Origin of the sequence: Micromonospora sp. WMMD1274, from assembly GCF_049179035.1 — a bacterium.
Lineage (GTDB): Bacteria > Actinomycetota > Actinomycetes > Mycobacteriales > Micromonosporaceae > Micromonospora > Micromonospora tulbaghiae.
Genome location: NZ_JBMHMG010000001.1, coordinates 938,215 through 956,390, shown reverse-complemented (window position 1 = coordinate 956,390; position 18,176 = coordinate 938,215). Strand labels below are relative to the sequence as shown.

Sequence of the window (18,176 nt, the reverse complement as noted above, 5' to 3'; positions counted from 1 at the left end):
CGCCAACCCGCCCGCCCGCGCGTGTCCCGGCTCACCGTCCCGGCGTGCGGGCGGGCCCGGCCGGTGACACCGGCGGCGGCCTAGACTCGCAGTCGTGCTGAATCGGATCGACCTGCGCGGCGGGGCCCGTGACCCGCGCCGCCTGCTGCCCCGTGCCCAGCTCGACGTCTCCGTGGCGGTCGAGCGGATCCGCCCGCTCGTGGAGGCGGTCCGGGACCATGGGTACCCGGCGATCCGGGAGGCGAGCGAACGGTTCGACGGCGTCGCCCCGGAGCGGCTGCGGGTGCCGGTCGAGACGATCCGCGCCGCCGAGGACGAGCTGGACCCGCAGGTCCGCGCCGCGCTGCTGGAGTCGATCACCCGGGCCCGCAAGGTCCACGCCGACCAGCGCCGCACCGACCACACCACGACCGTGGTGCCGGGCGGCACGGTGACCGAGCGGTGGGTGCCGGTCGACCGGGTCGGTCTCTACGTCCCCGGCGGCCTGGCCATGTACCCGTCGACGGTGGTGATGAACGTGGTCCCGGCCCAGGCGGCCGGGGTGCGCTCGCTGGTGGTGGTGAGCCCGCCGCAGAAGGACAACGACGGGCTGCCCGACCGGCGGGTCCTCGCCGCCTGCGCGCTGCTCGGCGTGGACGAGGTGTACGCCGTCGGCGGCGCCCAGGCGGTCGCCATGCTCGCGTACGGCGCGGCCGTCGACGCGGCCGGCGACGAGCGCTGCGAGCCGGTCGACATGATCACCGGTCCGGGCAACATCTGGGTCACCGCCGCGAAGCGGCTGCTGCGGGGCGTGGTCGGCATCGACGCCGAGGCCGGTCCGACCGAGATCGCGATCCTGGCCGACGACACCGCCGACCCGGCGCACGTGGCCGCCGACCTGATCAGCCAGGCCGAGCACGACCCCCTCGCCGCGAGCGTGCTGGTCACCCCGTCCACCGCGCTGGCCGACGCGGTCGACGCCGAGCTGGCCCGGCAGGCGCCGGCGGCCAAGCACGCCGAGCGGATCGGCACCGCGCTGCGCGGCGAGCAGAGCGGCGTGGTCCTGGTCGACGACCTGGAGGCGGGGCTGCGGGTGGTCGACGCGTACGCGGCCGAGCACCTGGAGATCCAGACCGAGAACGCCCGCGAGTGGGCGCTGCGGGTGCGCAACGCCGGTGCGGTGTTCGTGGGCGCCTGGTCGCCGGTGTCGCTCGGCGACTACTGCGCGGGCTCCAACCACGTGCTGCCCACCGGCGGCTGCGCCCGGCACTCCTCCGGCCTGTCCGTGCAGTCCTTCCTGCGCGGCGTGCACCTGGTCGAATACACGCAGGACGCGCTGCGCGAGGTGGCGCCGCACGTGGTCACGCTGGCGACGGTGGAGGACCTGCCAGCGCACGGCCAGGCGGTCAGCGTCCGCTTCCCCGAGGGCGGCGCGTCGTGACCACGCTCGACGATCTGCCGATCCGCGACGACCTGCGCGGGCGGACGCCGTACGGTGCGCCGCAGCTCGACGTGCCGGTGCGGTTGAACACCAACGAGAACTCCTACCCGGTGCCGGAGCCGGTGGTGGAGGCGATCGGCAAGGCGGTCGCCGCCGAGCTGCGCGACCTCAACCGCTACCCGGACCGGGACGCGGTGGCGCTGCGCGCCGACCTGGCCGCCTACCTCGGTCACGGTCTCACCGCCGACCACGTGTGGGCGGCGAACGGCTCCAACGAGATCCAGCAGCAGCTGCTCCAGGCGTTCGGCGGTCCCGGGCGCACGGCGCTCGGCTTCACGCCGGCGTACTCGATGCACCCGCTGCTGGCGCTCGGCACCGGCACCCGGTGGGTGCCCGCCCGGCGCGGCGAGGACTTCGGGCTCACCGCCGGCGAGGCGGTGGCCCAGGTCCGCGAGCACCGGCCGGACGTGGTCTTCCTCTGCTCGCCGAACAATCCGACCGGCACCGCGCTCGACCCGGCCGTGGTCGCCGCCGTGCTGGACGCGGCGCCCGGGATGGTGGTCGTGGACGAGGCGTACGCCGAGTTCGCCCGGCCCGGCACGGTGAGCGCGCTCGCGGTGCTCCCCGGCCACCCGCGACTGGTGGTGACCCGCACCATGAGCAAGGCGTTCGGGTTCGCCGGCGGGCGGCTCGGCTACCTGGCCGCCGACCCGGCGGTGGTGGACGCGGTGCAGCTGGTCCGGCTGCCGTACCACCTGTCCGCGCTCACCCAGGCCGCGGCCCGTGCCGCGCTGGCGCACCGGGACGCCCTGCTCGGCACCGTGGCCGCGATCATGCAGCAGCGGGACCGGATCGTCGCCGAGCTGCGCGCCCGGGGTCACCGGGTGGCCGACAGCGACGCCAACTTCGTGCTGTTCGCCGTCGAGGGGGACCAGGCGGTGGCCTGGCGTACCCTGCTCGATGCCGGCGTGCTGGTGCGCGACGTCGGCCTGCCCGGCTGGCTGCGCGTCACCGCGGGCACCCCGACCGAGACCGACGCCTTCCTCACCGCGATGGAGACAGTTTCATGAGCCGGATCGCCCGGATCGAGCGGGTCACCAACGAGACGAAGGTGCTCGTCGAGATCGACCTCGACGGCACCGGCAAGGCCGACATCGAGACCGGCGTCGGCTTCTACGACCACATGCTCAACCAGATCGCCCGGCACGGCGGCTTCGACCTGACCGTGCACACCGTCGGCGACCTGGAGATCGACGCGCACCACACGATGGAGGACACCGCGCTCGCGCTGGGCGCCGCGTTCGACCGGGCGCTGGGCGACAAGGCCGGCATCCGGCGGTACGGCTCGGCCACCGTCCCGATGGACGAGGTGCTGGTCCGGGCCGCCGTCGACCTGTCCGGCCGCCCGTACGTGGTGCACGACGAGCCGGCGCTGGCCCCGTACATCGGGCCGGTCTACCCGACGAGCATGACCCGGCACATCTGGGAGTCGTTCGGTCAGTCGGCCCGGATCACGCTGCACGTCGACGTGCTGCGCGCGGCCCGTCCCGGCGGCCACCCGGACGCCCACCACGTGGTCGAGGCGCAGTTCAAGGCCGTCTCCCGCGCGCTGCGCGAGGCCACCGCGATCGATCCGCGTAACGCGGGCGTGGTGCCGTCCACGAAGGGCGCTCTCTGATGAAGGTGCTGCCCACACTTCTGTTGATCCTGGCCGGCCTGCTGGTCGGCGGGACGTGGTCGCTGCTCAAGCAGGGCGCGCCCCGCGCCGCCGTGGTGATCACCGGCCTGCTGGCCGTGCTGGCCACCGTCGCCGGGGTGCTCTGGCTGCTGCCGGGGGAGAGCTGATGGCACGGGTGGTGGTGCTCGACTACGGCTCGGGCAACCTGCGCTCGGCCGAGCGCGCGGTGGCGCGGGCCGGCGCCGAGGTGACTGTCACCGACGACCTGGACGCCGCCGCGTCGGCCGACGGTCTGGTGGTGCCGGGCGTGGGCGCGTTCGCCGCGTGCATGACCGGGATCGAGGCGCTGGGCGCCGGGCCGGTCATCGCCGACCGGGTCGCCGCCGGGCGGCCGGTGCTGGGCATCTGCGTCGGCATGCAGATCCTGTTCGGGCACGGCGAGGAGCACGGCGTGGTCACCAAGGGGCTCGGGCTGCTGCCGGGCGGCGTGACCCGGCTGCCCGCGCGGCGGCTGCCGCACATGGGCTGGAACACCGTGCGGCCACCGGCCGGCTCGACGCTGTTCGCCGGGCTGCCGGACGACACCCGGTTCTACTTCGTCCACTCCTACGGCGTGACCGACCCGGCGGCGCTGGCCGAGGCGGGTGCCGCGGTGACCACCTCGCACCACGGCGCGGACTTCGTCGCGGCGGTGGAGCGGGGGCCGCTGTCGGCCGCGCAGTTCCACCCGGAGAAGTCGGCCGACGCCGGTGCCGCGCTGCTGCGCAACTGGCTCGGCACGCTGTGACCGGACCGGTCCGGGGCACGCGGGCGGGGCGTCCGCGAGTGTTCGCGTGAGCAAGGAGCGGGCCCGCCGCCGCGCGGCGCGCGAGGCCGAGCAGGAGCGGGCGCGCGCCGTCCGCGCCCGCCGGGTGGCGCGCCGGGAGCGGCGTCGTTCCCTGGTACGCCGGCTGACGCCGTCGCTGCGGCGCGGCCGTACCGGCCGGCTGCGCCGGCACACCCGCCGCGAGCGGGCGACGATCCTGGTGCTCACCGTGGTGGCGGTGGTCGCCATCTGGAATCTGGTGGACGACCTCGCGCTGCGGCTGGTGCTGGTCGTGTTGTTGTTGCTGGTCCTGCCCGCGGTCGTGGTGATCGCGCTGGACCGTCGTTGAGGATCCGAGGAGAGAAGCGTTGAGCCTCACCCTGTTGCCCGCCGTGGACGTCGCCGACGGCCAGGCCGTCCGGCTCGTGCAGGGCGCCGCCGGTAGCGAGACCGCGTACGGCGACCCGCTGGACGCGGCTCTGGCCTGGCAGTCCGACGGCGCGGAGTGGATCCACCTGGTCGACCTGGACGCCGCGTTCGGGCGGGGCTCCAACGCCGCGCTGCTCGCCGAGGTGGTCGGCAAGCTGGACGTGAAGGTGGAGCTGTCCGGCGGCATCCGCGACGACGAGTCGCTGCGGGCGGCGCTGGGCACCGGGGCGGCCCGGGTCAACATCGGCACCGCCGCGCTGGAGGACCCGCAGTGGTGCGACCGGATCTGCGGCGAGTACGGCGACCGGGTGGCGATCGGGCTGGACGTGCGCGGTCGCACCCTGTCGGCGCGCGGCTGGACCCGCGACGGCGGTGACCTCTACGAGGTGCTGGCCCGGCTCGACGCCGCCGGGGCGGCGCGGTACGTGGTCACCGACATCACCAAGGACGGCACCATGCGCGGGCCCAACCTGGACCTGCTGCGCGAGGTGTGCGCCCGCACCGACGCCCCGGTGATCGCCTCCGGCGGCGTGTCCACGCTGGACGACCTGCGGGCGCTGGCCACGCTGGAGCCGGTGGGTGTGGAGGGTGTGATCGCCGGCAAGGCGCTCTACGCGGGCGCGTTCACAGTCGCCGAGGCGCTGGCGACGCTGCGGGCCGGCGCGTGACGGCCGAGCCGGTCCGGACGCCCGTGGACGCCGGGGTGGTGACCCGGCTCGGCTCGGGCGGCCCGTGGGAGGCGCTGTACGGCTACTCCCGGGTGGTCCGGGCCGGCTCGCTGGCGATCACCGCCGGCTGCACCTCCACTGTGGACGGCCGGGTGGCGCACGCGGGCGACGCGGCGGCGCAGACCGCGCAGGCGATCCGGATCGGCCTGGACGCGCTGGCCGAGGTCGGCGCCGGGCCGGGTGACGTGGTGCGGACGCGGATGTACGTGACGGACCGGATCTACGCCGACGAGGTGGGCCGGGCGCACAACGCGGTCTTCGGCCCGGTGCGTCCGGTCGCCACGATGGTGGTCGTGGCCGGGCTGATCGATCCGGATCTCCTGGTCGAGGTCGAGCTGGAGGCGTACCTGCCGGAGCGCTGACCGGTCCCCGGAGCGGTCGGCGCCGGCCGTCTCGCGGCCCGATAAGTTGTGCACAACTTGATTGCACGCTACGGTTCAGGGTGTGACCGATGATCTGGTGCTGCGCCGGCAGGTGTGCTTCGCGCTCTACGCGGCGTCGCGCGCCCTGACCGACGTCTACCGGCCCATCCTCGACGAGCACGGACTGACCTACCCGCAGTACCTGGTGCTGCTGGTGCTCTGGGAGCACGACGACGACGCCCCCACGGTCTCCGAGCTCGGCGGTCAGCTCCGGCTCGACTCCGGCACGCTCTCCCCGCTGCTCAAGCGGCTGGAGGCGGCCGGTCTGGTGGTGCGTACCCGCTCGGCTGCCGACGAGCGCCGGGTCGAGGTGGGCCTCACCGACCGGGGCCGGGCGCTGCGGGAGCGGATGGGTGACGTGCCGCGCCGGGTGGCCACCGCGACCGGGCTCACCGAGACCGAGCTGGTCTTCCTCCACGGCATCCTCACCCGGGTCACCGAGACGATCCACCGACAGAAGGAGCAGTGACATGCAGGTGCTCTACACCGCCTCCGCCCGCGCCACCGGCGACGGCCGCGACGGTCACGTCCGGACCTCCGACGGCACGGTCGAGCTGGACCTCGCCGTACCGAAGGAGATGGGTGGCGCCGGCGGCGCGGCCAACCCGGAGCAGCTCTTCGCGGCCGGCTACGCGGCCTGCTTCCACTCCGCGCTGCGCGTGGTGGCCCGGCAGGCCAAGGCGGACGTCTCCGGCTCGGTCGTCGAGGCGGAGGTCGGCATCGGCCCGAACGGCAGCGGCGGCTACGGCCTGGCCGTGACGCTCGTGGTGGACCTGCCCGCCGTCGAGCGCGCCGCCGCCGAGCAGCTCGTGGACGCGGCCCACCAGGTCTGCCCCTACTCCAACGCGACCCGGGGCAACGTCGAGGTGACCCGCACGGTCCGCGAGGCCCTGTGAGCACGGTGAGCGAGGCGAGCGTCAACCGGGAGATCCACCTGGCGTCCCGGCCGGAGGGCTGGCCGACCCCGGAGAACTTCCGGCTGGTCACCACCGAGGTGCCGACGCCGGGTCCGGGACAGGTAGTGGTCCGCAACCGGTTCATGTCCGTCGACCCGTACATGCGCGGACGGATGAACGACGTCAAGTCGTACGTGCCGCCGTTCGCGCTCGACGCACCGCTGGACGGCGGCGCGATCGGTGAGGTGGTGGCCGGCGAGGCCGGCGGCGTCAAGCCCGGCGACACGGTGCTGCACGGGCTCGGGTGGCGCGAGTACGCGCTGGTGGACGCCAAGGGCGTGCGCAAGGTCGATCCCGGCCTGGCGCCGGTCACCGCGTACCTGGGCGTGCTCGGCATGACCGGGCTGACCGCGTACGCCGGGCTGCTGGACGTGGCGGCGATGAAGCCGGGGGAGACGGTGTTCGTCTCCGGCGCGGCCGGCGCGGTGGGCAGCATGGTCGGCCAGATCGCGAAGCTGCGCGGCGCCGGGCGGGTGATCGGAAGTGCCGGTTCCGCGGCGAAGGTGGAACGCCTCACCGCGCTCGGGTTCGACGCCGCCTTCGACTACCACGACGGCCCGGTGTACAAGCAGCTGCGGGCCGCCGCTCCGGACGGCGTCGACGTGTACTTCGACAACGTCGGCGGCGACCACCTGGAGGCCGCGATCGGGGCGATGAACCTGCACGGCCGGGCCGCGATCTGCGGCATGATCGCGCAGTACAACGCCACCGAGCCGCCGGCCGCGCCGCGCAACCTGGCGCTGGTGATCGGCAAGCGGCTGACGCTGCGCGGCTTCCTCGTCGGTGACCACGGTCACCTGCGGGAGCAGTTCGTGCAGGAGGTGGCGGGCTGGCTGCGCGAGGGCCGGCTGTCGTACGACGAGACGATCGTGGACGGCATCGAGCAGGCCCCCGAGGCGTTCCTCGGCCTGCTGCGCGGCGAGAACCTCGGCAAGATGCTGGTCCGTCTCTGACCGGCGGGAACGCACTCCACCGCGGGCGGTGGTGACCGGCCTCACCGGCGGGTCACCACCGCGCGCGCGTTCGTTAGGCTCGGGGCATGACGGTGGCGGTACGGGTCATCCCGTGTCTGGACGTGGACGCCGGGCGCGTGGTCAAGGGGGTCAACTTCCTCGACCTGCGCGACGCCGGCGACCCGGTGGAGCTGGCGGCGGCGTACGACCGGGCCGGCGCGGACGAGCTGACCTTCCTCGACGTCACCGCGTCGTCCAGCGACCGGGGCACCATGCTCGACGTGGTGCGGCGCACCGCCGAGTCGGTCTTCATCCCGCTCACCGTGGGCGGCGGCGTCCGCCGGGTCGCCGACGTCGACACGCTGCTGCGCGCCGGTGCGGACAAGGTGGGCGTGAACACCGCCGCCATCGCCCGGCCGGAGCTGATCGCCGAGATCGCCGACCGGTTCGGCCGCCAGGTCCTGGTGCTCTCGCTCGACGTGCGCCGCGCACCGGACGGCACGACGCCGAGCGGCTTCGAGGTGACCACGCACGGCGGCCGGCGGGGCACCGGGCTGGACGCGGTCGAGTGGGCGGCCCGCGGCGCCGAGCTGGGCGCGGGCGAGATCCTGCTCAACTCGATGGACGCCGACGGCACCAAGGCCGGGTTCGACCTGCCGCTGATCCAGGCGGTCCGCGAGGTGGTCGACGTGCCGGTGATCGCCAGCGGCGGTGCGGGCGAGGTGGCCCACTTCCCGCCGGCGATCGGCGCCGGGGCGGACGCGGTGCTCGCGGCGAGCGTCTTCCACTTCGGCGAACTCACGGTCGGCGAGGTCAAGGACGCGCTGCGCGGCGCCGGGCACCCGGTGCGCTGAGGCGGCGGTCACTGCCGGCCGGATTGCCCCTCGGGGGAGCGGCGCGGCATCGGGATCGACCGGACCACGTACTCCTGCACGGCGGCGGCGTGGTCGTCCTCGTCGAGCTGCCACTCGGACTCGGCGGGCGGGTGCCGCCGGGTCAGCACGCCCTGCACCGTGTCGACAGTGGTGCCGAGCCCGGCGCTGGGCCGGGTGCGCCAGAGCCGCTCACCGTCCGGGGTGACCCGGAACCAGCCGTCGGCGACGCTGACCAGGCCCGCGCCGACGAGCCGCCGGACCGCCCCCTCCACCTCGTGCCGCTCCGGAATGGCCTGGTTGAGGTGGTCGGCGGTGGAGAGGACGTCGGCCAGCCGTACGCCTTCGGGGCGGCGTGTCGCGGCGGCCCGCCGGTGCCGGCCGGCGCCACTGGCGATGACCAACGCGACGAAGATCCAGGCGTCGCTCCAACGCCATCCGTTCTCCCCCATGCAGGAATGATGCCCGGCGGCGACGGCGGAGGAAACACCTGGTTTCCCGGTTCTGCGTCGTCGCAGCTCAGCGCGTTGCGGCTCGGGCCGGCCGTGGCGGTCGGCCCGGCCGTGGTCACGTAGCGTAGGCGCCGGCCGCCGGTCGTGCGGGCAGCGCGAAGACCGGGATGAAGAACTGGGCCAGCGGGCCGATGGTCAGCGCGTAGGCCACCGTGCCGAGGCCGACGGTGCCGCCGAGCAGCCAGCCGAGCGCCAGCACGGTGATCTCGATGACGGTGCGGACCAGCCGGACCGAGAACCGGGGGTGGCGGGCGACGAAGCCGGTCATCAGGCCGTCGCGCGGGCCGGGGCCGAGCCCGGCGCCGAGGTAGAGGCCGGTGGCGGCGCCGTTGGCGACGATCCCGGCGACGAGCAGCGCGACGCGCGCCGGCATGCCCTCCCCGGGCGGCAGCACGGCCAGGGTGGCGTCGACGACCAGTCCGATCACCACGACGTTGCTGACCGTGCCGAGGCCGGGCCGCTGCCGCAGCGGGATCCAGAGCAGCAGCACGAGGGCGCCGACGGCGATGGTGACGGTGCCGAAGGACAGGCCGGTCTGCCGGGCGAGCCCCTGGTGGAACACGTCCCACGGGTCCAGGCCCAGCTCCGACCGGATCATCAGCGCCATGCTCACGCCGTACAGGACCAGCCCGGCATAGAGCTGGGTGAGTCGTCGCGCGGGCCGGTGCCGGAGATTGCCAAGCGGTGCCATGCATGCCACCCTAGGGGCCAATCGCGGTCATCAAGGGTGCCAATTTCGGAGGTGTGGCCATGACCAGCCAGGTGCGCGGCGTCCAATTGGCGCGACTCCTCGGCCAGTGGCACGCCCTGCCGGGCCGCCGGCGCAGCCCCGACTACGCCGCGCTCGCCGGCGCCGTCCGCGGGTTGCTCGCCGACGGGCGGCTCCCACTCGGGGTACGCCTGCCGGCCGAGCGGGAGCTGGCCGAGGCGCTGCGGATCAGCCGGACCACTGTCACGGCCGCGTACCGGGAACTGCGGGAGAGCGGCCACCTGGCCAGCCGCCGGGGCGCGGGGAGCTGGACCATGCTGCCCGGCGGGCACCGGGTGGCCAGCACCGGGCTGTGGACGCCGCTGGACGACCGCGACATGATCGACCTGGGCGTGGCCGCGCTGTCCGCGCCCCCGCAGCTCGTCCCGGCCGCCCGGGCCGCGGCCGAGGACCTGCCCCGCTACCTCGGCGGCGCCGGCTACCACCCGACCGGCATCATCGAGCTGCGCGAGGCGGTGGCCCGCGCCTACACCGAGCGCGGTCTGCCCACCAGCCCGGAACAGATCATGGTCACCAGCGGCACCCAGCACGCGCTGGACCTGGTGCTGCGGCTGGCCCTGTCGCCCGGCGGCGCGGTGCTCGTCGAGTCGCCCACCTACCCCAACGCGCTGGCCGCGCTGTCCGCCCGGCGGGCCCGGATCGCCACGCACGGCCTGTCCGACGAGGGCTGGGACGCCGAACTGCTGCTCGGCAGCCTCCGGCAGACCCGGCCGAAGCTCGCGTACGTGATCCCCGAGTTCCAGAACCCGACCGGCCACCTGATGGCCGCCGACCTGCGCGAGCGGCTCGTCGGGACGGCCCACGCGGCCGGCACCGACCTGGTGGTCGACGAGTCCTTCGTCGACCTGCCGCTGGACGACACCACGCTGCCGCCGCCGGTGGCCGTCTTCGACCGGCACTCCCGGGTGATCAGCATCGGCGGCATGAGCAAGCCCTACTGGGGCGGGCTGCGGATCGGCTGGGTACGCGCCTCCGCGCCCCAGGTGCAGCGGCTGGCCGCGGCCCGGGTCGGGGTGGACATGGCCAGCCCGGTGCTCGACCAGCTGGTCGCCGTGCACCTGCTCACCGAGGCGCCGGCCATCGTGGCCGCCCGCCGGGCGCAGCTCGTCGCCCAGCGGGACGCCCTGGTCGCCGCGCTCGCCGACCGGCTGCCCGACTGGCGGGTACGGGTACCGAGCGGCGGCGTCACGCTCTGGGCCGAGCTGGACGGCCCGATCTCCAGCGCGCTGGCCCGCGCGGCCGAGGAGGTCGGCGTACGGCTGGCGCCCGGCCCACGGTTCGGCCTGGACGGGACGCTGGAACGCTTCCTGCGGCTGCCCTTCACGCTGCCCGCCGACGAGCTGGTGGAGGCGGTCGGGCGCCTCGCGGCGGTCCGCTACGACCTGGACCGCACCAGCCGGCCGCAGTGGCGGGAGCCGAGCGTCATCGCCTGAGCGAGTCCGGCCGCCCGATCCGGTGGTGATCGGCCCGAAATGCGGCTCCGGCCCGCCCGGTGTCCGCAGACTGCCCGAGTGGGGAACGGGAGCGGTGTCCGGCGGTCGTGGACCGTGCGGTCCGCCGCCCCGGGTTCCCGCACCACCCGGCTGGAGCTCTTCTACGACCTGGTCTTCGTCTTCGCGTTCCTGAACGTCACCACGCTCACCGCCTCGGAGCTCACGCCGGCCAACCTGTACCGCTTCCTGCTGGTGCTGGCGCTGCTTTGGTGGTCGTGGACCGGCTTCGCCCGGATGGGCAACTTCTTCCGTGCCGACCAGGGCGTGCTGCCGCTGGTCGGCTTCGTCACCGTGGCGGCGACGTTCATGCTGGTGCTCAGCGAGCCCAGCGCGTTCGAGGACCTCCCCGGCGGGCTGCCCGGCCCGCTGGTCTTCGCCGGCTGCTACTTCGTGATCCGGATGGCCCAGCTCACGGTCTTCGGCTGGGTGGACCGCGCCGACCCGGTCCGGCGCCGCCGGCTGCTCCTGCGCGCCGTGTTCCCGACCGTCGCCACGGTGCTGCTGGTCATCGCCGGAACCGTGCCGCCGCGGCTGCCGCAGGAACGGTTCGCGATCCCGCTGCAACTGGCGCTCTGGACGCTGGCGCTGCTCGTCGAGTACGTCGGCGGGGTGACGCTCGCCCGCCAGTGGTGGATGGTGGTCTCGGCCGGGCACTGGGCGGAACGGCACGCGCTGATCGTGCTGGTCGCACTCGGCGAGTCGATCATCGCGCTCGGCTTCGGCCCGAAGCACGGGCTGCCGCTGACCGGGCCGGTGGCGGTGTCGGCGCTGCTCGGCATCGTGGTCGTCGCGGCGCTGTGGTGGGCGTACTTCGACACGCTCGCGTTCGCGATGGAACAGGCGCTGCACCACGCCCGGAACGAGGTGACCCGGGTCCGGCTCACCCGGGACGTGTACACGTTCATGCACCTGCCGATGGTCGCCGGGGTCATCCTCTACGCGCTCGGCCTCAAGGACCTGCTGGCCGAGGCCGCCGACCCGGCCACGCCCACCTGGGGGCTGCCGCTGGGCGGCTTCTGGGGCGCGATCCTGTTCGGCGGGGTGGCGTTGTACCTGCTCAGCCTCGCCGGGTGCTGGTGGCTCGCGCTGCGCGAGGTGCACTGGCCGTTGCTGGCCGCGGTGGTGGCGCTGGCCGTGGTCGGTCCGTTCGTCTTCCGCATCCCGGAGCTGATCGCGCTCGGTGTGCTCGGGGTGATCACCGGCGTCGGTGTCACCTGGGAGACGCGCCGCGAGGACGGCGTCCGGCGCCGGGTACGCCGGCTCGCGCTGGAGGAGCAGATCGCCGCCGAGGCCGAGCAGAGCCACTGGCGGCAGCAGCACCTGTGAACGGCGCACGGCCGCGCCCCGGGACGGTGGGGCACGGCCGGCGCGACAGTGTGGCGGTGCGGCTACAGCTCGGCGAGCGTGCCCTCGTACATCTTGTCGATCTCGGAGGCGAAGTTCGTCTCCACGCTGCGGCGCTTGATCTTCAGCGACGGCGTGACCTCGCCGTCCTCGATGGTGAGGTCACGGGGGAGGATCGACACCTTCTTGATCGTCTCCCAGCGGTTGAGCTTGGCGTTCAGCTCGGCCACGTACCCCTCGACCATCTCCCGCGCCTGCGGCGAGGTGACGATCGTGGTGTAGTCGCTGCCCTCCAGCGCGGTGCCGGCGGCCCAGCCCTTGATCGCGTCCGGGTCCAGCGTGACGAGCATGGTGCAGTAGTTGCGCGCCTGCCCGATCACCACCGCCTGCGAGGTGTACGGGCACACCGCCTTGAACATGCCCTCGATGTGCGACGGCGCGACGTACTTGCCGCCGGACGTCTTGACCAGGTCCTTCTTCCGGTCGGTGATGCGCAGGTAGCCGTCGGCGTCGAGCGTGCCGATGTCGCCGGTGCGGAAGAAGCCGTCCTCGGTGAACGCGGCGGCGGTCTCCTCGGGCAGGTTGTGGTAGCCGCGCATGACCGGCTTGCCGCGCAGCAGGACCTCGCCGTCGGTGTCGATCCGGCACTCCAGGTCGCCCATGGCGCGGCCCACGCTGCCGATCTTCAGCCCGTCCGGCGGGTTCACGAACGCGCCCGCGCTGGTCTCGGTCAGACCGTAGCCCTCCGAGATGGGCAGGTTGGCGGCGGCGAAGAAGGTGGCGATCTCCTTGCTCAGCGGCGCCGCGCCGGAGACCAGCACCCGCATCCGGCCGCCGAGCCGGGCCTGGAGCTTGCTGAACACGAGCTTCTCGGCCACCGCGTACTTCATCCGCAGGCCGGCCGGGACCGGCTTGCCGGCCTGCTCCAGCGCGACCTTCTCCTTGCCGACCGCGACGCCCCAGGCGAAGATCTTGGCCTTGGCGCCGCCCGCGCCCTGCGCGGTGGTGACCGCCTTGTTGTAGACCTTCTCGAAGACCCGGGGCGCGCCGCACATGAGCGTCGGCTGCACCACGCCCAGCAGGTCGACGAGCTTGTCCACCCGGCCGTCGACGTACGTGGGCAGGCCGACGTGCGTGGCGCCGCAGAGCAGCGTCTTGCCGAACGAGTGCGACAGCGGCAGCCACAGGTACTGCAGGTCGTCGACGCGCAGCAGGCCCAGCTCGGCCTGTGCCACGCCCTCCCAGCACCAGCCGCCGTGCAGCAGCTCCACGCCCTTCGGGCGGCCGGTGGTGCCCGAGGTGTAGATCAGCGTGGCCAGGTGGTCCGGGCCGATGCCGGCGACGAGCATGTCGATCAGGTCCGGTTCGGCGCTGAGCGCGGCGGCGCCGCGCTCCTCCAGCTCGGCCAGGGTGAGCTGCGGGACGGCCGCCGCCGGGTCGGGCGTGCCGTCGAAGAGCACGACGTGGGTCAGCGCGGGCAGGTCCGCCCCGGCGATCTTCGCCGCCTGGGCCGGGTTCTCCGCGAACAGCACCTTCGAGCCGGAGTCGGCGATGATGTAGACCGCGTCGTCGGGTTCGGTGGTGGGGTAGACGGTGGTGGTCGCCCCACCGGCGCACATGATGCCGAAGTCGGCGAGCACCCAGTCCAGGCGCGTGTTGGCCAGGATCGCGACCGGGTTCTCCAGGCCGACACCGAGCCCGTGCAACCCGGCGGCGATCGCCTTGGCGCGCTGCCCGACCTGCTCCCACGTCAGCCAGACCGGGCCCGAGTCGTCGGGTGCGGGGTGGGCGAAGGCGTGCCGGTCGGGGGAATCCGCCACGCGCTTGAGGAACATGTCCGGTACGGAACGGTACGGTACATCGAGAGCCATCGCTGTAGCCGCCTTCAGGGGTGGAGGGACGTGACGGGGGTCACGCCGGTCTGCGGTTACCGAAGGGTATTGCCTGCACCCGGCCAGCGGCTAGCCCCGATCGGTCGAGTCGCCACCGGTCCCGCCTGCTGGAACCGCTCAGGCGTACCGGCTGGCCGCGCGGGACCAGTCGTAGGTGGCCCTGATCCAGTCCCGGCGGGTGTCCAGGAAGACCCGCATCCCCTCGTCGGCCACGACGCTCAGCGCCGCGTCCCGCTCCGCGTACGTGGCGAGGGCCTTGTTGAACCGGTCCGCCGCCGCGTACAGCGCCGCCGACTCGTCCTGCCCGGTCTCACCCGCGATCGTGGTGACCAGGTTGTGCGCCTCCGGGGCGGTGCCGCGCTCCTTGCCGTAGGAGAACAGGTCGTTGCACCAGCAGACCAGGTCGGTGGCGAGGGTGTCCAGGACGGTGAGCGCCGGCGCGACCCGCTGGTCGGCGCGGGGCGCGGACGGGCGGGCCAGGTCGGTCACCGTGAAGCTGGGACGCACCCCGCCGGTGTGGCGGCGCATCTGCGTGTACTCGGCCACCCCCGGCACCCGCCGGCGCTCCCGGTTGGCGGCCTCCCAGAGCAGCGCCAGCAGGTACTCCCGCAACTGGCTGACCAGGCGCAGCAGGTGGGCCGGCCGGCCCCGGTCGCGGACCCGCCGGCACAGGTCGTGCAGCGCCAGGGCGATCGGTCCGCCGTCGGCGGGCGCCGGCGCGTCCGGGTCGCCGTGCCGGTCGAGCACCGCCAGCAGCGCGGCGAGCGTCGGCGCCAGCAGCGTGGGCGTCGCTCCGAGCCCGTCGTCGTCGCAGGCGTCGTCCACCACGAACAGCCAGTTGATCAGGTCGGTGAGCAGGCGCAGCCCGTGCGGCGACGCCTCGGGGCAGGCGCGAGCGGCCAGCTCCGCCGCGTGCGCCCCGGCCAGCCGCCGGCGGCCGGCCTGGTCCTCCACCAGGCCGAAGTCACGTACCCAGGCGGCGCTCTCCGCGGCCGCCTGGTCGACGGCGGGGTGACGCCGGGAGGGAAAGGGCGGTTCGTGCAGTGCCGAGAGGGCGAAGTCGCGCATCGTCGTCCCCCTGTCCGCCGCCCCGCGGGGTCGGGCCGGTGCGCAGGAGCGTACGGGAGGACGTAACCGTTATCGACGTTCGGGTGTCCATTGTCCACTGTCAGCCGGCGATCGGCTGCATACCCTCGGTCACAAGCCCAGTTCGGCGGTACGCAGGCGTTCGGCGCGCTCGGCCGGACCGTCCACCTGGACCCGGGCCACCCGCTGCCGTCCGGTGAGGAACAGCACCAGCTCGCCCGGTGCGCCCACCACCCGCAGCCGTTCGCCGCCTGCGCCGGCCCGCAGCTCGCCGTGCCCCGGGGCCTGCACCAGCACCTCGGCCGGGAACCGCCGCAGCGCCATCCGGGCCAGCAGGGACGCCCGCTTCCACAGCACCGCCTGCTGCCCGGCGGGCAGGTCGCGCGGGTGCCAGCCCGGCCGGGCGCGCCGCACGTCCTCGTGGTGGATGAAGAACTCCATCCCGTTGGCCAGCTCGTCGGTGAGCGGGTTGCTGACCGGGCTCCACACCGGGGGACGGCGTACCCGGGCGATCAGGTCGGCGTACGGCCCGGCGGCGATGCGCCGGCGGACCGACTCGCCGTAGCCGCGCAGCGGCGGCAGCAGGATCCCGCCCGCCGCGTCCGGCCGGCGCTCCCGCACCAGCAGGTGCGCCGCCAGGTCACGGGTGGTCCACCCCTCGTTGACAGTCGGTGCGTCCGGTCCCAGTTCCAGCATCAGGTCGGCGAGCGCCTCGCGCTCCGCTCGGGCGTACCGCGGCATGGTCCGATCGTAGGCCCGTTCCGGCCGATCGGCGCGCCACGCCCGGCGGGACCCCACCGCCGGACCGGTTCCGGCCGCCCTCCACCAGGGTCCGGCGGGAACGTGACGGCGGACATATCCCGGCCGGGTCGGCGGGACCGGCGGCGAGCGGTAAGGATGGGGGAGAAAACTGCGGCTTACGGCGGGGGAGAGCGTGGCGAGCGGGACAAGTCGGGACGTGCTCGGCAGAGGGCTACGGGTGCTCGGCCGGGCCATCCGGGAACAGCCACGGATCTTCGCGGTCGCGGTGAGCGGCAGCGTGCTGTTCGGCCTCCTGGTGATCGCCAGCGCGTACGTGGTCGGGGCGGTGGTCGGCGACGTGGTGGTGCCGGCCGTGGAGCGCGGCGAGGTGGCGGAAGGGGCGCTGGCGCTGGCCGCGACGGCGCTGTTCGGCATCAGCGTGCTGCGCGTCGTCGGCATCTTCGGCCGCCGGCTCGGCGCCGGTTACATGCAGTACCGGCTCCAGGCCGCCTACCGTCGCCGGGTCACCCGCCGCTACCTGGAACTGCCGCTGGCCTGGCACCACCGCAACTCCACCGGCACGCTGCTGTCCAACGCCAACTCCGACGTGGAGGCGGCCTGGTACCCGATCGCGCCGCTGCCGTTCGCGGTCGGCACGCTGGTGATGCTCGTCGGCGCGGTGGCCTCGCTGTTCTTCACCGACTGGGCGCTGGCCCTGGTCGGCCTCGCCGTGTTCCCCGCGCTGTTCGCGCTCAACGTGGTCTACTCCCGCCGGATGGCGCCCCGGCAGGCCCGGGCACAGCGGCTGCGGGCCGAGGTCAGCGGCATCGCGCACGAGAGCTTCGACGGCGCGCTGGTGGTCAAGACGATGGGCCGCGAGGCGCAGGAGACGGCCCGCTTCGCCTCCCGCGCCGGTGAGCTGCGCGACGCGCTGATCTCGGTCGGCCGGCTGCGCGGCGTGTTCGACCCGCTGCTGGAGACGCTGCCCAGCCTCGGCACGCTCGCCGTGCTGGTGGTCGGCGCGATCCGGCTGCGGCAGGGCGCGATCAGCGTGACCGAACTGGTCAGCGTCGCGTTCCTGTTCACCGTGCTGGCCTTCCCGGTCCGCGCGATCGGCTGGGTGCTGGCCGAACTGCCGCGCAGCGTCGCCGGCTGGGACCGGGTCCGCCGGGTGCTGGACGCCACCGGCGAGATGCCGTACGGCACGAGGACGCTCGACCCGGCCACCCGCGAGCCGGCCACGCTCGCCTTCGACGACGTTCACTTCGCGTACGAGCCGGCCGAGGCGCACCTGCCCGGCGCCCAGGTGCTCGGCGAGGTGACGTTCACCGTGCCGGCCGGGAAGACCGTCGCCCTGGTCGGCCCCACCGGTGCGGGCAAGTCGACGATCGCGTCGCTGGCCGTGCGGCTGGTCGACCCGGGCGCCGGACGGGTCACGCTGGACGGCGTGGACGTGCGGGAGCTGACCGCCGCCTCGCTCGCCGGCACGGTGGCGCTCGTGGCGCAGGTGCCGTTCGTCTTCGACGACACGGTCCGGGCCAACATCGCGCTCGACCGCGCCGGCATCGGCGACGACGAGGTGTGGGCGGCGCTGCGGCTGGCCGAGGCGGACGGCTTCGTGGCCGCGCTGCCGGACGGGCTGGACACCATGGTCGGCGAGCGGGGCACGTCGCTGTCCGGTGGGCAGCGCCAGCGGCTGACGCTGGCCCGGGCGCTCGCCGGACGCCCCCGGTTGCTGGTGCTCGACGACGCCACGAGCGCCGTCGACCCGCGCGTCGAGGCGGCCATCCTGGCCGGGCTGCGCGCGCCGACCGACGGCGGCGCCCCGGCGTCGATCCTGGTGGTGGCGTACCGCCGGGCCACCATCGCGCTCGCCGACGAGGTGATCTACGTGGAGCAGGGCCGGGTGGTCGCCCGCGGCACTCACACCGAGCTGCTGGCCACCGTGCCCGGCTACGCCGACCTGGTCACCGCGTACGAGCAGGCCGAGCAGGAACGCGAGCAGAATCGGACGTACGACGAGGTCACGCCGTTGACCTCGGGCCTGGAGGTGGACCGGTGAGCGCGAGGAGTGCA

The 18,176-nt window shown here is 74.2% G+C and carries 20 protein-coding genes; 15 read left to right on the top strand and 5 right to left on the bottom strand.

The window, feature by feature from the left end; all coding sequences use genetic code 11:
- The first annotated feature begins 94 nt into the window (after positions 1-94).
- From hisD to hisF, 12 genes are all read left to right on the top strand, one after another.
- Positions 95-1,420 (top strand): histidinol dehydrogenase, encoded by a 1,326-nt coding sequence (hisD, locus tag ACN27D_RS03925; RefSeq protein ID WP_421498553.1) that lies wholly within the window; start codon positions 95-97, stop codon positions 1,418-1,420.
- Positions 1,417-2,490, top strand: coding sequence for a histidinol-phosphate transaminase (locus ACN27D_RS03920; RefSeq protein WP_358172672.1), 1,074 nt, complete (start codon positions 1,417-1,419; stop codon positions 2,488-2,490). The genes hisD and ACN27D_RS03920 overlap by 4 nt, the downstream gene beginning before the upstream one ends.
- Positions 2,487-3,098 carry an imidazoleglycerol-phosphate dehydratase HisB gene (gene hisB / locus ACN27D_RS03915; protein ID WP_013287582.1) on the top strand — a complete coding sequence of 204 codons (612 nt, stop codon included), beginning with the start codon at positions 2,487-2,489 and terminating at the stop codon, positions 3,096-3,098. The genes ACN27D_RS03920 and hisB overlap by 4 nt, the downstream gene beginning before the upstream one ends.
- On the top strand, positions 3,098-3,265 hold the full coding sequence (locus tag ACN27D_RS03910) for a hypothetical protein (RefSeq protein WP_013287581.1): 168 nt from the start codon (positions 3,098-3,100) through the stop codon (positions 3,263-3,265). The genes hisB and ACN27D_RS03910 overlap by 1 nt, the downstream gene beginning before the upstream one ends.
- On the top strand, positions 3,265-3,885 hold the full coding sequence (hisH, locus tag ACN27D_RS03905) for an imidazole glycerol phosphate synthase subunit HisH (protein ID WP_421498552.1): 621 nt from the start codon (positions 3,265-3,267) through the stop codon (positions 3,883-3,885). Before ACN27D_RS03910 ends, hisH begins: the two co-directional genes overlap by 1 nt.
- Positions 3,886-3,931: 46 nt before the next feature.
- On the top strand, positions 3,932-4,252 hold the full coding sequence (locus tag ACN27D_RS03900; protein ID WP_013475800.1) for a hypothetical protein: 321 nt from the start codon (positions 3,932-3,934) through the stop codon (positions 4,250-4,252).
- 19 nt (positions 4,253-4,271) lie between these two features.
- Positions 4,272-5,000: a bifunctional 1-(5-phosphoribosyl)-5-((5-phosphoribosylamino)methylideneamino)imidazole-4-carboxamide isomerase/phosphoribosylanthranilate isomerase PriA gene (gene priA, locus ACN27D_RS03895; RefSeq protein ID WP_018785235.1), complete on the top strand. Its 729-nt coding sequence runs from the start codon at positions 4,272-4,274 to the stop codon at positions 4,998-5,000.
- Positions 4,997-5,422 (top strand): RidA family protein, encoded by a 426-nt coding sequence (locus ACN27D_RS03890; protein ID WP_184975489.1) that lies wholly within the window; start codon positions 4,997-4,999, stop codon positions 5,420-5,422. Before priA ends, ACN27D_RS03890 begins: the two co-directional genes overlap by 4 nt.
- 82 nt (positions 5,423-5,504) lie before the next feature.
- Positions 5,505-5,951 carry a MarR family winged helix-turn-helix transcriptional regulator gene (locus ACN27D_RS03885; RefSeq protein ID WP_120568842.1) on the top strand — a complete coding sequence of 149 codons (447 nt, stop codon included), beginning with the start codon at positions 5,505-5,507 and terminating at the stop codon, positions 5,949-5,951.
- A 1-nt stretch (position 5,952) separates the two neighbouring features.
- Positions 5,953-6,378, top strand: a complete 426-nt coding sequence (locus ACN27D_RS03880; RefSeq protein WP_013287575.1) for an organic hydroperoxide resistance protein — start codon at positions 5,953-5,955, stop codon at positions 6,376-6,378.
- A gap of 5 nt (positions 6,379-6,383) precedes the next feature.
- Positions 6,384-7,391 (top strand): NADP-dependent oxidoreductase, encoded by a 1,008-nt coding sequence (locus ACN27D_RS03875; protein WP_120573667.1) that lies wholly within the window; start codon positions 6,384-6,386, stop codon positions 7,389-7,391.
- 86 nt (positions 7,392-7,477) lie between these two features.
- Complete coding sequence (hisF, locus tag ACN27D_RS03870; RefSeq protein WP_120568843.1) at positions 7,478-8,245, top strand: imidazole glycerol phosphate synthase subunit HisF; 768 nt, start codon at positions 7,478-7,480, stop codon at positions 8,243-8,245.
- 8 nt (positions 8,246-8,253) lie between these two features.
- Here the strand turns inward: hisF and ACN27D_RS03865 are convergent, their stop codons facing one another.
- Both ACN27D_RS03865 and ACN27D_RS03860 read right to left on the bottom strand, forming a co-directional pair.
- Positions 8,254-8,715 (bottom strand): hypothetical protein, encoded by a 462-nt coding sequence (locus ACN27D_RS03865; RefSeq protein ID WP_421498551.1) that lies wholly within the window; start codon positions 8,713-8,715, stop codon positions 8,254-8,256.
- A gap of 115 nt (positions 8,716-8,830) precedes the next feature.
- A complete protein-coding gene (locus ACN27D_RS03860; RefSeq protein ID WP_121686157.1) occupies positions 8,831-9,466 on the bottom strand; it encodes a YczE/YyaS/YitT family protein in 636 nt (211 codons plus the stop codon).
- 59 nt (positions 9,467-9,525) lie between these two features.
- On the opposite strand from ACN27D_RS03860, the gene ACN27D_RS03855 reads away from it, so the two are divergent.
- Positions 9,526-10,977, top strand: coding sequence for a PLP-dependent aminotransferase family protein (locus ACN27D_RS03855; RefSeq protein ID WP_030271948.1), 1,452 nt, complete (start codon positions 9,526-9,528; stop codon positions 10,975-10,977).
- Between the two features lie 114 nt (positions 10,978-11,091).
- A complete protein-coding gene (locus tag ACN27D_RS03850; protein WP_421501105.1) occupies positions 11,092-12,363 on the top strand; it encodes a low temperature requirement protein A in 1,272 nt (423 codons plus the stop codon).
- Between the two features lie 62 nt (positions 12,364-12,425).
- Here ACN27D_RS03850 and ACN27D_RS03845 read toward each other — a convergent pair whose 3' ends face one another.
- The 3 genes from ACN27D_RS03845 to ACN27D_RS03835 form a co-directional block, all read right to left on the bottom strand.
- Complete coding sequence (locus tag ACN27D_RS03845) at positions 12,426-14,252, bottom strand: AMP-dependent synthetase/ligase (RefSeq protein WP_421498550.1); 1,827 nt, start codon at positions 14,250-14,252, stop codon at positions 12,426-12,428.
- 138 nt (positions 14,253-14,390) lie between these two features.
- Positions 14,391-15,341, bottom strand: coding sequence for a terpene synthase family protein (locus tag ACN27D_RS03840; RefSeq protein ID WP_421498549.1), 951 nt, complete (start codon positions 15,339-15,341; stop codon positions 14,391-14,393).
- 129 nt (positions 15,342-15,470) lie between these two features.
- On the bottom strand, positions 15,471-16,100 hold the full coding sequence (locus ACN27D_RS03835; RefSeq protein WP_393377081.1) for a TIGR03085 family metal-binding protein: 630 nt from the start codon (positions 16,098-16,100) through the stop codon (positions 15,471-15,473).
- 193 nt (positions 16,101-16,293) lie between these two features.
- Here ACN27D_RS03835 and ACN27D_RS03830 point away from each other — a divergent pair, with 193 nt between their 5' ends.
- Positions 16,294-18,162, top strand: a complete 1,869-nt coding sequence (locus ACN27D_RS03830; protein ID WP_199733309.1) for an ABC transporter ATP-binding protein — start codon at positions 16,294-16,296, stop codon at positions 18,160-18,162.
- Positions 18,163-18,176: the final 14 nt, after the last annotated feature.

Coding starts and splice junctions, on each gene's coding strand:
- ACN27D_RS03835 (WP_393377081.1), bottom strand. CDS start 16,100: ATGCCGCGGTACGCCCGAGCGGAGCGCGAGGCGCTCGCCGACCTGATG.
- ACN27D_RS03910 (WP_013287581.1), top strand. CDS start 3,098: ATGAAGGTGCTGCCCACACTTCTGTTGATCCTGGCCGGCCTGCTGGTC.
- ACN27D_RS03880 (WP_013287575.1), top strand. CDS start 5,953: ATGCAGGTGCTCTACACCGCCTCCGCCCGCGCCACCGGCGACGGCCGC.
- ACN27D_RS03865 (WP_421498551.1), bottom strand. CDS start 8,715: ATGGGGGAGAACGGATGGCGTTGGAGCGACGCCTGGATCTTCGTCGCG.
- ACN27D_RS03840 (WP_421498549.1), bottom strand. CDS start 15,341: ATGCGCGACTTCGCCCTCTCGGCACTGCACGAACCGCCCTTTCCCTCC.
- hisF (WP_120568843.1), top strand. CDS start 7,478: ATGACGGTGGCGGTACGGGTCATCCCGTGTCTGGACGTGGACGCCGGG.
- ACN27D_RS03860 (WP_121686157.1), bottom strand. CDS start 9,466: ATGGCACCGCTTGGCAATCTCCGGCACCGGCCCGCGCGACGACTCACC.
- ACN27D_RS03855 (WP_030271948.1), top strand. CDS start 9,526: ATGACCAGCCAGGTGCGCGGCGTCCAATTGGCGCGACTCCTCGGCCAG.
- hisB (WP_013287582.1), top strand. CDS start 2,487: ATGAGCCGGATCGCCCGGATCGAGCGGGTCACCAACGAGACGAAGGTG.
- ACN27D_RS03845 (WP_421498550.1), bottom strand. CDS start 14,252: ATGGCTCTCGATGTACCGTACCGTTCCGTACCGGACATGTTCCTCAAG.
- hisH (WP_421498552.1), top strand. CDS start 3,265: ATGGCACGGGTGGTGGTGCTCGACTACGGCTCGGGCAACCTGCGCTCG.